Source organism: Amycolatopsis nigrescens CSC17Ta-90, assembly GCF_000384315.1.
GTDB classification, from domain to species: Bacteria; Actinomycetota; Actinomycetes; order Mycobacteriales; family Pseudonocardiaceae; genus Amycolatopsis; species Amycolatopsis nigrescens.
This window is the reverse complement of record NZ_ARVW01000001.1, coordinates 2,671,050-2,682,600: the sequence shown is the minus strand read 5'-3', so window position 1 is coordinate 2,682,600 and position 11,551 is coordinate 2,671,050. Positions and strand designations below refer to the sequence as shown.

11 protein-coding genes are annotated in these 11,551 nt (G+C 71.5%); 5 read left to right on the top strand and 6 right to left on the bottom strand.

Going from position 1 to position 11,551, the window contains the following annotated elements; translation table 11 throughout:
- Positions 1-24: 24 nt before the first annotated feature.
- Positions 25-819, top strand: a complete 795-nt coding sequence (locus tag AMYNI_RS0112430) for an E3 ubiquitin ligase family protein (protein WP_020668344.1) — start codon at positions 25-27, stop codon at positions 817-819.
- Positions 820-878: 59 nt separating this feature from the next.
- Here AMYNI_RS0112430 and AMYNI_RS0112425 read toward each other — a convergent pair whose 3' ends face one another.
- Positions 879-1,151, bottom strand: a complete 273-nt coding sequence (locus AMYNI_RS0112425) for a hypothetical protein (RefSeq protein ID WP_020668343.1) — start codon at positions 1,149-1,151, stop codon at positions 879-881.
- A complete protein-coding gene (locus AMYNI_RS0112420; RefSeq protein ID WP_157357337.1) occupies positions 1,144-2,469 on the bottom strand; it encodes a PspC domain-containing protein in 1,326 nt (441 codons plus the stop codon). The genes AMYNI_RS0112425 and AMYNI_RS0112420 overlap by 8 nt, the downstream gene beginning before the upstream one ends.
- A gap of 122 nt (positions 2,470-2,591) precedes the next feature.
- On the opposite strand from AMYNI_RS0112420, the gene AMYNI_RS0112415 reads away from it, so the two are divergent.
- From AMYNI_RS0112415 to AMYNI_RS0112405, 3 genes are all read left to right on the top strand, one after another.
- The gene (locus AMYNI_RS0112415) at positions 2,592-3,956 is read left to right on the top strand and encodes a PspC domain-containing protein (RefSeq protein WP_157357956.1); all 1,365 of its coding nucleotides are present in this window, start codon (positions 2,592-2,594) and stop codon (positions 3,954-3,956) included.
- 39 nt (positions 3,957-3,995) lie between these two features.
- Positions 3,996-4,670, top strand: coding sequence for a response regulator (locus tag AMYNI_RS0112410; protein WP_020668340.1), 675 nt, complete (start codon positions 3,996-3,998; stop codon positions 4,668-4,670).
- A 152-nt stretch (positions 4,671-4,822) separates the two neighbouring features.
- Complete coding sequence (locus tag AMYNI_RS0112405) at positions 4,823-5,716, top strand: hypothetical protein (protein WP_020668339.1); 894 nt, start codon at positions 4,823-4,825, stop codon at positions 5,714-5,716.
- Here AMYNI_RS0112405 and AMYNI_RS0112400 read toward each other — a convergent pair.
- Complete coding sequence (locus AMYNI_RS0112400) at positions 5,701-6,660, bottom strand: DMT family transporter (protein ID WP_020668338.1); 960 nt, start codon at positions 6,658-6,660, stop codon at positions 5,701-5,703. The genes AMYNI_RS0112405 and AMYNI_RS0112400 overlap by 16 nt on opposite strands.
- 101 nt (positions 6,661-6,761) lie before the next feature.
- On the opposite strand from AMYNI_RS0112400, the gene AMYNI_RS0112395 reads away from it, so the two are divergent.
- A complete protein-coding gene (locus AMYNI_RS0112395; RefSeq protein WP_026360368.1) occupies positions 6,762-7,655 on the top strand; it encodes a LysR family transcriptional regulator in 894 nt (297 codons plus the stop codon).
- Positions 7,656-7,676: 21 nt separating this feature from the next.
- On the opposite strand, the gene AMYNI_RS0112390 is transcribed toward AMYNI_RS0112395, so the two are convergent.
- The 3 genes from AMYNI_RS0112390 to AMYNI_RS0112380 all read right to left on the bottom strand — a co-directional run bounded on the left by AMYNI_RS0112390 (position 7,677) and on the right by AMYNI_RS0112380 (position 11,339).
- Positions 7,677-8,654 carry a serine/threonine-protein kinase gene (locus tag AMYNI_RS0112390; RefSeq protein WP_020668336.1) on the bottom strand — a complete coding sequence of 326 codons (978 nt, stop codon included), beginning with the start codon at positions 8,652-8,654 and terminating at the stop codon, positions 7,677-7,679.
- A gap of 26 nt (positions 8,655-8,680) precedes the next feature.
- Positions 8,681-10,252, bottom strand: a complete 1,572-nt coding sequence (locus AMYNI_RS0112385) for a serine/threonine-protein kinase (protein WP_020668335.1) — start codon at positions 10,250-10,252, stop codon at positions 8,681-8,683.
- Positions 10,253-10,466: 214 nt separating this feature from the next.
- The gene (locus tag AMYNI_RS0112380) at positions 10,467-11,339 is read right to left on the bottom strand and encodes a hypothetical protein (protein WP_051116310.1); all 873 of its coding nucleotides are present in this window, start codon (positions 11,337-11,339) and stop codon (positions 10,467-10,469) included.
- Between the last annotated feature and the right edge of the window lie 212 nt (positions 11,340-11,551).

The following is an 11,551-nucleotide window of genomic DNA, read 5'->3' as shown; positions in this document are numbered from 1 at the left end:
CGCCTGAACTGAGGGGACCGACTGATGGCGTTCATCATCGCCGGGGTGCTGCTGGTGCTGGCCGCGGGCGCCGGCTTCTACTTCATGCAGTCCACCAAGAAGGAACTGCACGCGATGATCGGCACCGAAACGCTGTCGATCCCGGAGCTGGAACGGCTGCGCGGAGTGTCCGACGAGCTCGGCGCGCGCGGTGGGTTCCGCAAGACCAGCGAGGTGGTCGGTGCCGCGCACCCGCGGCCGGAAGGGCTGCTCACCGCGGAGATCAGCAAGACCGAATGCGTCTGGTACCGCTACCGGGTGGACCGGCAGTACGAGCACGTCGAGTACCGCGACGGGAAACGGCACTACTCGAAGCGCAGCGAGAAGGTCGCCGACCACACCTCGTTCGAGGGGTACGCGCTGATCGACGAGCAGGGCCGCACGATCGGCGTGGACCCGAACGGCACCAGCCCGGACGGGGTGGAGCAGAGCGTAAGCCGGTTCGAGCCGCATGACGGCGGTGGCGGTCAGCCGATCGAGCTGTTCGGCCTCAGGCTGCCGGGTTTCCTGTCGGACAACCGGAGCCGCACGATCGGGTTCGAGTACAAGGAATGGCTGATCCGGCCCGGTCGCAGGCTCTACATCCTGGGCGAGGTGCACGACAAGATCGGCCCGCTGGTGATCGGCAAACCCGAGCAGCAGGGGCATTTCATCATCTCCGGGCGCACCGAGCAGGAACTCCGCCAGTCGCGCACGCAGCGGCACAAGCTGCTGGCGGCGGGTGTGATCGTGGCGTTCGTGCTCGGCCTCGCGCTCGTTGTCGTCGGCATCGTGCGCTGAGTGAGTGCACAGGAAAAAGGCCCCGGGGCCAAGCCGGGGCCTTTTCCGCGAAGGGCTGTCTAGTCCGTTTTCCGCCGTCCACCGCTCAGTGATGCACCGAGCATCAGCACGCCCACCAGGATCGCGCTGCCGGCCAGTGCCCAGCGCAGGTCGAAGCTGGGCAGCCAGGACGCCCCGTCGCTGATCACGTAGGCGGAGACGAGCAGCGTGAGCACGCCGATGACCAGGGTGAACGCGTCCACCCCGCGGCGGTCGGCGCGCCGGCTCGGGGCCGCTTCGGTGGTGGTGCTGGTGGTGCCGTCGTACTCGTCGTAGTCGTAGTGCTCAGCCACGCTGCACCTCCACGTCCATCGTGCCGTTGCGGATGGTCAGGTTGATCTGCGGCCCGCCGGGGCCGTCGCTGCCGAAGCTCTCGCCGACCAGCGGCGCACCGCCGACCCCGCTGGTGCCGCGGTCGAGGCAGGTGACGTCCCCTACGGCCGTCTCGCAGCTGTACCGCACGTCGGCGTTCGCCGGTACGAGCACCCGCGTGTCCCCGGCGCCGTTGCTGATCGAGGTTGTGACCACCGCGTCCGCGGGCAGCTTGGTCAGGTTGAGCCGGATGTCCCCGCCGGTGTGCTGGTAGACCGGCTGGACCTCGGCCGCGGTCAGCGGGGTCGCGTCGATGTCCCCGAAGCCGCCCTTGAAGTCACCGAACGGCACCGCGGTGAGCACCAACCCGGCGATCGCCAGCGGGATCGCCAGCCCGACCAGACCACGGCCGCCTCGGACGAACGAGCCGACGACCAGGCCGACACCCAGCACGGCGAGGGTCAGGCCGATGACGTGCTGCGGGGAGAACCAGGTTTCCCCGCTGGTCCCGATCGCCGCGCCGACCCCGGCCACCAGCAGTGCGATACCGAAGGTGACCAGCCCGACCTTCGACTTCCGCCGCGCGGGAGAGGGAGGCATTGGCGCGGGTGGCGGAGGTGTTGCGGGCGGCTCCGGTTTCGGGTCGGGCAGATCCCAGGCGAAGGGCGCGGCGCCCAGCGGGTCCCAGGCCGGCGGTGCGCCGGGCGCTTCGGCGGTGGCCGTCGCACCCGTGCCGGTGTCCTTCATGCTGAACCCGGCGCCCATGTCAGGCGCGGTGAACTGGCCGTGCTCGGGCCGTTCGGCCGGGGCGACCGGCCGGTTGAACTGGCCGCGGTTGCGGTGCAGCACGAACAGGGCGGCCGCGATCAGCACGAACGCGATGAACCCGGTGCCGCCGAACCAGCCGCCACCGCCGAACCAGCCGCCGCCGAAGGCCACCCCGGTCACCGGCAGCAGGCCCACGCCGAGCAGCAGGGTGAAGCCGGTGGAGGTGGAACTCCGGCCACGGCCGAACAGCGCCTCGGCAGCGGAGACCTGGTCGCGCTCGTCCGGGAAGAACAGCCAGCCGAGCAGGTAGAGCATCGGGCCGATGCCGCCGAACAGGGTCACCATCACGAAGGCGACCCGGACGACCACCGGGTCGATGCCGTACCGGTTGCCGATCGACGCGGCCACGCCGGCGATCTTGCGCCCGTCGTGCGGCCTGCGCGGCCTGCTGGCCCAGAAGTCCTTGATGGTGTCCTCGAAGCTGCCTGGGCCGTGCTGCTTCGGTGATCGGACATCCGCTGCGCCACTCATGTCCAACAGCATGCGTGATCCGGTCGCGGGCAACATCGGGGAACGTCCCTGAGGTTTGCGCACGGCCGCGCTCAGGGGTTTCCCTGATGATTCCGCGCTCGGCACGTGTGACCATGGAGTTCATGCAAGACCAGGCCCATGCCGAAACCGCGCCGAAGGTGTCGGCCGGCTCGTCGGCGCCCACCGCGGAAACTGCCGCCGGCGTGACCACGCCGGCCGACACCGGTGTGCTCGCCAAGACCGACGGCCCGCCGAAGATGTACCGGCGGCGGTCCGGGCGCGCGCTGGCCGGGGTGGCCAGCGGGCTGGCGGATCACCTCGGCGTGAAACTGCTGTGGGTGCGGGCGGCGTTCGCACTGCTCGCCGCCTTCGGTGGTGCCGGGCTGCTCGGCTACGGCCTGCTCTGGGTCTTCGTCCCGCAGCAGCCGGACGAACTGGAGGAAAAGCAGAAGACGGCCGCCCCCAAGGAACGCCAGCAGGCGTTCGGGCTGGTCGCGCTCGGGGTCGGGCTCGCGGTTGGCAGCGGCACGCTCACCGGGGTGATCAGCGGCTGGGTCGCGGTCCCGCTGGCGGTGGCGCTGATCGGTGCCGCGGTGGTCTGGCGCGAGGCCGACGAGTCGCAGCGCAGGCGCTGGCGCGACGGCGCCAAGGGCGGCGTGGCCGGGGTGGTGGTCGGCGGTGGCGGCTGGTCCGCGGCGCTGCGGGTGCTGGCCGGGGTCGCGCTGGTGATGACCGGTATCGGCGTGGTGGTGCTGCGCAGCGGCAGTTTCGACCAGGTCCAGTTCGCGCTGATCGCGGTGCTGGCCACGCTGGTCGGGGTGGCGGTGCTGACCGTGCCGTTCTGGCTGCGCATGGTGCGTGACCTCGGCGAGGAGCGCCGGGCCAGGATCCGCACCGAGGAGCGCGCGGAGATCGCCGCGCACCTGCACGACTCGGTGCTGCAGACGCTGGCGCTGATCCAGAAGCAGGCCGAGGCTCCCCGCGAGGTCGCACGGCTGGCCCGCGGCCAGGAACGCGAGCTGCGCGGCTGGTTGTACGGGCCTTCCGGCTACGGTAAGCCGGACCGCGAAGGCGAGACCGTCACCGGTGGCCGGCTCTCCGCGGCGCTCGCGGCGGCCTGCGGCGAGGTCGAGGACACCTTCGCGATCTCGGTCGGGCAGGTCGTGGTCGGCGACGTGGAACTGGACGAGTCGCTGACCGCGCTGGTGCAGGCCGCCAGGGAGGCGATCGTGAACGCGGCCAAGCACGCCGGGGTGGAAGAGGTCAGCGTGTACGCCGAAGCCGAGCCGACCGCGGTGACGGTGTTCGTGCGCGACCGCGGCAAGGGGTTCGATCCGGAGGTGGTTCCGGCGGACCGGCATGGCCTGGCGGACTCCATCAGAGGCAGGATGGAGCGCAACGGTGGCAGCTGCCGGGTGCGTACCGCGCCGGGCGAGGGCACCGAGGTGCAGTTGGAGATGCCGGTCAGGACGCGAGGAGCAGCGTGACCCCGGCAGGCGAACTTTCCCGGAGAGGGCAGGACAGGCATGACACAGCAGGAGCAGGTCCGGGAGCCGGTCAAGGTCTTCCTGGTGGACGACCACGCCCTGTTCCGGGCCGGGGTGCGCGCCGAGCTCGACTCGGTCACGCACGAGGTGCAGGTGGTCGGTGAAGCGGGCTCGGTGGCCGACGCGGTGGCCGGGATAGCCAGGGCAAAGCCGCAGGTGGTGCTGCTGGACGTGCACATGCCCGACGGCGGGGGAGCCGAAGTGCTGCGCCGGGTCCGGCCCGAGCTGCCGGACGTGGTGTTCCTGGCGCTGTCGGTCTCGGACGCGGCGGAGGACGTGATCGCGGTGATCCGGGCGGGGGCCCGCGGGTACGTCACCAAGACCATCCCGCCGAAGGAGCTGGCGCAGGCGGTGGTCCGGGTCGCCGATGGCGACGCGGTGTTCTCGCCGCGGCTGGCCGGGTTCGTGCTGGACGCGTTCGCCGACCGGCCCGGTTCGGCGCCGATCAGCGACCCCGAGCTCGACCTGCTCACCCCGCGTGAACGGGACGTGCTGCGGCTGCTCGCGCGCGGGTACGCCTACAAGGAGATCGCGTCCGAGCTGTTCATCTCGGTGAAGACGGTGGAGACGCACGTGTCGAGCGTGCTGCGCAAGACCCAGCTCTCGAACCGGTACGAGCTCTCTCGCTGGGCGTCCGACCGCCGCCTCGTCTGACCGCCGCGACCTGCAGTTAGCGGGCTAAACGTCGCGCGGGCCGGCGGGGCTCGTTCGGTTTGGGTCGGCAGCGGGCACGGTTCAACCGTCGTTCATCGCCTAGGCTGTGGCCGGGGAGAACGCATCCACGGTCGTCGTGGAGGGGAAACGCGGTGAGCTCGAAACGACCGAACTCGGCGCCCGCAGCGGCGGGCGCGCTGTTCTTCGCTGCGCTCACCTGCTTCCTCTTCCAGCAGGGACGGCGGGTCGGTGACGGTGCGCTGCCGGTCTGCGATCCGCAGCTGCCGCCGGCCGGGGAGAGCTGCACCTACCTGGTGGACCCGGCCGCGGCCGGCAACGACGTCACCCCCTGGCTCGGCCTGGTGGCGATGCTGGTGGTCACCGAGCTGGCCAGGTACGCGGGCGAGCGCGGCCACTCGATCCTGATCCGCGGCGCCTGCGTGCTCGCCCTGCTCGGCCCGTGCGGCTACCTGCTGGTGCTGCACGTGTTCGGTGCCGGCGCCGGGTTCCAGGCGCTGCTCACGGTCCTGCTCGCGCTGCGGATGTTGGTGCGCATGTTCAGCTCGCCACCGGTGGAGGTTGCCGTCCGCTACCTGGTCGGGCACGTCTGCGCGGCGCTGTTCGTGGTGCTGGCCGGGCTGCTCATCGGCTACCGCTCGGGGGAGAGCTTCCCCGGGCCCGCCGGCGCGGTGCTGCGCTGGGTGCTGGAGTCGGACACCGGCACCCCGGACCAGAGTTGGGCCGCGGCCTGCGCGGTCGCCGCCGCGGTCGTCGCGTTCTTCGGCATCCAGGACGGCTGGCGTGCCTCCGCGGAGGACGTGCTGGACATCCGTGAGCTGCCGAAGCCGGCCCTCGCCGCCGCGCATGTGGCGAACCTGCTCGGCGTCGCGACCGTGCTCGGGCTGATCGTCTACCTGGTCAGCCTGGGCACCGCGGCCGCCGGCCTCGGCATCGGGGCGGCCGTTTTCCTGCTGCTGATGCTGGGGGTCACGCACCAGGCGCTGAACGTGCGGGACTCCGCGGCCTCGCCTCACCGCGCGGGCTGACAGGCTTCGGCGGGTTCCGGTGCCGCTGCGGCCTTCACCCGGCGAACCCTGGTCAGCGCCACCCCGGCGAGCACGACCGCCATCCCGGCGACCACTCGCAGGTTGAGCTGCTCGTTCAGGAACAGGGTGCCGAGCAGTACCGACACCACCGGGAGCAGGTAGCCCACGGTCGAGGTGGCCACCGCGCCCTCGGTGGCGAGTAGCCGGTAGTTCATCGCGAAGGCAATGCCGGTGGAGAACACGCCGAGGATCACCATCGCGATCACCGCGCCGACGTCGAGCCGCACCGGGGTGAGTCCGCCGGCGGGCAGCACGAACAGCACCATGCCGCTGGCGGTGATCATCTGCGCGGCGGCCAGCGCGACCGGGGAGACGCCGGTGCCGGAGAGGAACCGGCCCTCGTAGACGAACACGAACCCGTAGCTGGCGGCGGCCGCGAGGCAGGCCAGCGCACCCCAGCTCAGCAGGCCGGACGCCTGCCACGGCGCGAAGATCAGCAGGATGCCGGCCAGTCCGACGAGCAGTCCCAGCAGCCGGGGGCCGCTGAGCCTGCGGTCGAGGCCGAACAGCACCGCGGCGAGCAGCGCCCACAGCGGGGTGGTCGAGTTCAGCACCCCGGTGATGCCGGAGTCGACGGTCTGCTCGCCGATGGCGAAGAGTAGGAACGGGATGGCGTTGTGGAACAGCGCGGCCACCCCGAGGTGCAGCCAGACGCGGCGCTGGGACGGCAGCCGGTCGCGCTGGGTGTAGCAGATCAGGGTCAGCACCGCGGCGCCGAGCACCAGCCTGACCAGCACCAGCTGCACCGGGGTGAACGCGTTCAGGCCGAGCTTGATCCAGAAGAAGCTGGAGCCCCACATCAGGGCCAGCGCGCCCATCTGCAGCAGTACTCTCAGCTCTGCTCGCACCACCGAGCCACCGGTGCTTTCTCCGCCGTCGGCCACGCGGACCTCCCCTCGTTCCGTGTCCAGGCTGTCCACCGCGAGGCATCACGACAAGCGAAATAAACTGCAGTAACCGTTTAGCAAAACTGTAAGATGGCTGGATGCTCGACGTACGGCGAATGCAGGTGCTACGCGCGGTGATCATCAGCGGCTCGATCACCGCGGCCGCCCGCAACCTCGGCTACACCCCGTCCGCGATCAGCCAGCAGCTGTCCACATTGGAGCGTGAAGCGGGGACGGCCCTGCTGGAACGAGTCGGTCGCGGGGTACGCCCCACGCCGGCGGGCACCCTGCTGTCCGAGCACGCCGAGACGGTCAGCGAACAGCTGGCCAAGGCGGAGGCCGCGCTGAACGAGCTCAAGGACGGCCGCGGCGGCAGGCTCGCGATCCGCTACTTCGCCACCGCCGGCGCCCGGCTGGTGCCGCCCGCGGTGGCCGCGCTGCGCCGCGAGTTCCCCAGGGTCCGGCTCGACCTCAAGCTGATCGAGCCGGGAGACCCGCTGCCCGAGGTGGAGTGCGGCCGCGCCGATGTGGCCATCGTGGTGCTGCCGCGGCGGGAGCCGCTGGCCAAGAACGTCTCGCTGGTGCACCTGGTGGACGACCCGTACCGGTTGGTGCTGCCCAAGGGGCATCCGCTGGAGGCCAAGCGGGTGGTCGACCTCGCCGAGCTGGCAGAGGAACCCTGGGTCGGCAACGAATGGCCGCCGGGGCCGTGCCGGGACATCATGCTGGACGCCTGCGCGGCGGCCGGGTTCACGCCGAACTTCGTGGTGGAGTCGGAGGATTACCAGACCGCGCAGGGCTTCGTGGCCGCCGGTCTCGGGGTGGCGCTGATCCCGGCGCTCGGACTCGGCTCGCCGCCGCCAGGGGTGCAGATCCGGCGGCTGCGCAGGCCGGAGCCGTTGCGCGCGATCCACGCCGCGGTCGCCGCCCATGCCCGTGACCAGCCCGCGGTGCGGCACCTCCTGGCCGCCATGCGCGCCTCGCTGGACTAGCCGCCATGCGCGTTTCGCCGGCTAAACGAACAGCAATTCGGCGATGCCGATGCCGATCGCGGCGGCGGTGAGGATCGCGAGCACGGTCAGGATCCACATGCGCAGCTTGGGTGACGAGCGGATGACGTCCATCGGCGCCCTGGACGGCCGCGGTGCCGGCGGCGGCTGCTGAACCAGCGGCGGCCGCGGCATCGCCGGGATGGTCGGCATGACGGGCGCGGTGGGCGGGATGAACGCGCTCTGCCTGCCCTGGGTGATGGCCTGCAGCGAAGCGATCGTGTCGGCCATGGTCGGCCGGGCGGTCGGATCCGCCCGCAGCAGCTTGAGCAGCGCGCCGGTGAGCGCGCCGGCTCGCTGCGGGGAACGCAGCTCGCCGGTGCCCTGCTCGCCGAACGGCGGCACCCCCTCGACCGCGGTGTACAAGGTCGCGCCGAGGGAGAAGGCGTCCGACGCCGAGCCGGCCCGCTGGCCACGGGCCACCTCCGGCGCCCGGTACGCCGGACTGGCGCCGGCGCCCGAGATGCCGAAATCGGTCACCTTCACCCCGCCGTCGTCGGCCAGCAGCACGTTGCCAGGCTCCACCGAGCGATGCGCCAGCCCGGCGTTGTGCGCCGCGGTCAGCGCCGTCGCGAGCTGGATGCCGAGAAAGGAAGCCTGCTCCGGGGTCAGCTGGCCGTGCTCGCCGAGGAAGTCGGCCATGTTCCTGGACGGCACGTACTCCATCACCAGCCACGGCTGGCCGCCGTCGAGCACCGCCTCGTGCACGGTGATCACGCAGCCGTGCACCACCCTGGTCGCGTCCTGACCCTCCTGGAAGGCGATCGCCCTGGCCTGCTCGGCGCGCGCCGGGTCGAGCCCCGGCGGGACGTACATCCGTTTCGCCGCGACCGTGCGGTTCAGCTTGATGTCGTACGCGAGCCACACGATTCCGGCACGTCCGCGACCGATCGGCTGATCCAGCCGGTAGCGGCCGGCGACGAGTTCGCCCTCGGTACCCAAATCTGCCTCTCGTTCGGGGGCGTCGGTCAGTTGGAAGAAGGCGGAGGACTCGAGCTGTCCGGTGGGTCGGATGTGGTCGACTTGGTCGACGACGTGGTCTTCGTCGGCGGCTTCGACGAGCTGGTGTTCGGTGGCGGCTCAGGCCGGTCCGAGGTCCGCCTGCTCGACGAGGGCCTGGACTTGGATGTGGGGTCGTCGCTCGGGCTCTCCACCGTGGTCGAGGGTTCCGGGGTCGACGTCGGCGTGCTCGGCGCGGAACTGCTCGCCGGGGGCGGCGGCAGCGGCTGCTGGTCACCGGCAGGCTGGCTCTTCGGGGAGAAGATCCACACCCCGAAGGCCACCAGCGCGACCAGCACGATGCCGCCGATCAGCGCCGGCTTCTTCCAGTTGCCGCGCGGCTCGTCCTCGTATTCGCCGCCCCGGCCCCGCGGCGGCTCGTCGTAACCGTCGTAGTCGCCGTAGTCGTCCGGGCCACGCGCGGCACCGGCCAGCGGGACCGCCTTGGTCGCGGCCGGGCCGCGGTCGTAGTCGTCCTCGGGATAGCCGGTGCCCTCGGCGTAGCCGTCCTCCGGCTCGTCGTAGAAGTTGCCGACCTGGGTCCCCTCGCCCAGGGTGCCCGAGTGCCCGGCCGGCACCACGTCACCGTCGAAGGAGCGGGTGCCGGGACCGGATGCGGCTGCCGCGCCGAGTGCCGCGCCCGCGGCACCGGCGCCGAGCAGCCCGCCGGCCGACGGCGAGAAGCGTGTTTCGTCGTCCGGCCCACCCAGCGGCGTCTCGCCCCTGGCCACGGCGTCCAGCAGTTCCTCGGACTCCTCCGCGGTCGGGCGGTGGTTGACGTCCGGGTGCAGCAGCACCGCGAGCACGCTGGCCAGCGGGCCGGACTGCCGCGGTGGGTTGATCTGGCCAGCCGCAACCGCGTGCAGCAGGCCGAGCGTGTTCTCGCTCAGGCCGAACGGCGGCTGGCCTTCGCAGGCCGCGTACAGCGTGGAGCCGAGGGAGAAGATGTCCGACTCCGGGCCGGGGTCGCCGCCGATGGCGACCTCCGGGGCCAGGTAGGCGGGCGTGCCGGCGATCATGCCGGTCTTGGTGACCGTGACGTCGTCCTTGGCGCGGGAGATGCCGAAGTCGGTGATCTTCACCAGGCCGACCGACGTGAGCAGGATGTTGCCCGGCTTGATGTCGCGGTGCACGATGCCGACCGCGTGCGCCTCCTTGAGCGCGGCGGCCACCTGCGCGCCGATTCTGGCGACCTCGATCGGCGGCAGCGTCTTCCGTGCCTGCAGCTCCGCCGCGAGGCTGGTGGACTGCAGGTACTCCATGATCAGGCAGGGCTGGCCGTTGTCGTCGGTGACCACGTCGAACACGGTGATCGCGTTCGGGTGGTGCAGCCTGGCGGCGATCCGGCCTTCGCGCATGGTGCGCTGCCGGGCGTCCTCGGCCTCGTTCTCCTCGAGTCCCGGCTGCAGCAGCAGCTGCTTGATCGCGACCGTGCGGTGCAGGATCTCGTCCTGTGCCTGCCAAACGGCGCCCATGGCGCCGGTGCCGATCCGCTTGATCACGCGGTACCGGCCGGCGACCAGGCGGCCCTCGTCGCTCACGCGACCTCCTTCGGGGCTCCGTTTACAGGGCACGGACGGCGCCGGTGGCGGCGCGCACCCGTGTGCCTGGAGCGTATGCACATATCGTGGTCTGTGTGCCGGCTTTACCGAGACCGACTCGTGACCAGGCTAGGTGCTCACTCTGCGCACACAAACTTGGCACGCTTCGGGAGGGGTCGGACGTTGCCTCCGGGTGCCGCCGACCACAGTCCGGTCAGAACTGCTCAGCGGAAAGCAACCAAGCCTGGACGATCTTATCGGCCGTGCCTTCGGCCAGCCGCAGCAACTGGGTGATCCGCAGCCTGCTGCCGTCCGGCTGCCGCATGGTGACCACCGCGCGCACCGAGCCGTCCGGCTGCACCTGCGCCTGTTCCACTTCGACGGAGTCCATCGCACCCCACGACCGGACCAGGTCGCCGGGCTGTTCGCCGGCGAGCAGCGGGTCCAGCAGCGCGAGCGCGCGGAACGGGTCGGTGTCCACCAGCGAGTAGAACCCGCGCACCGCGGCTACCTTGTCCGCGCTGCTGCTCGACCGGCCGGCGTCGTACCTGGTGTCGGGCGGTCGGCTGGTGCCCGGCGGCGAGCTGCTGCTGGTGGGGGTGGGCGTGGTGGTCGTGGCCGCGTGGTCGCCGCCACCGGAGGGCGACGTACCGGCGGCCGCCGCGTCGTTGGCTTCGTGCCCGGCGTCGTCCTTGCGGCCGGGCGCCGCGAACCCGCCCAGCGCGACGGCGCCGGTGATCTGCGGTTTGCCCGGCTCGGCGGCCGGTGGCCGGTCCCGCTGCCGGTTGGTCAGGACGGCGGCGGCGGCGACCGAGCCGATGAGCACCGCGGCGGCCAGCAGGAGCCCGGCCAGCTTGGCCCGCCTCGCCAGTGGACGCTCGGGTTCCGGGCTCGGCTCCGGCCGCGCCTTGGCCCGTGGCTCCCGCGTTCTCGGTGGTGGCAGGTAGTGCTGCGGATCTTGGAAGACGCGCTCGAGATGTTCGCGGTCCACCAGCTCGTCGGCCAGGATCTCCGCGGAAATGAGGTCCTCGACCCGGACCGCAGCCGGCTGCTGCCGAGTGCGTTGCCGATCGTGCACGGCCTTCATCGCCTCTTCTTCGGTACCGACGCACGGCCTGCCGGCCGCGGTCGTGGTGCAACTTGGCTGGCTGTGGATCACAGCCAGGTCGGACCCCGTATTAATCAGCGAACCCTGTCCTGGCGTTACCGGCCAGTGTTCGTCGCCGGACTGCCGTGCTGGTTCGGCGAACGGTGCCCGATGCGGCCTGGCTAGGCCATTCGAGGCGGTGAACGGTGGCG

What these genes read in the sequence shown, in the direction of transcription:
- AMYNI_RS0112430 (WP_020668344.1), top strand. Translation starts at nt 25, where the DNA reads ATGGCGTTCATCATCGCCGGGGTGCTGCTGGTGCTGGCCGCGGGCGCC.
- AMYNI_RS0112420 (WP_157357337.1), bottom strand. Translation starts at nt 2,469, where the DNA reads ATGAGTGGCGCAGCGGATGTCCGATCACCGAAGCAGCACGGCCCAGGC.
- AMYNI_RS0112415 (WP_157357956.1), top strand. Translation starts at nt 2,592, where the DNA reads ATGCAAGACCAGGCCCATGCCGAAACCGCGCCGAAGGTGTCGGCCGGC.
- AMYNI_RS0112410 (WP_020668340.1), top strand. Translation starts at nt 3,996, where the DNA reads ATGACACAGCAGGAGCAGGTCCGGGAGCCGGTCAAGGTCTTCCTGGTG.
- AMYNI_RS0112395 (WP_026360368.1), top strand. Translation starts at nt 6,762, where the DNA reads ATGCTCGACGTACGGCGAATGCAGGTGCTACGCGCGGTGATCATCAGC.
- AMYNI_RS0112380 (WP_051116310.1), bottom strand. Translation starts at nt 11,339, where the DNA reads ATGAAGGCCGTGCACGATCGGCAACGCACTCGGCAGCAGCCGGCTGCG.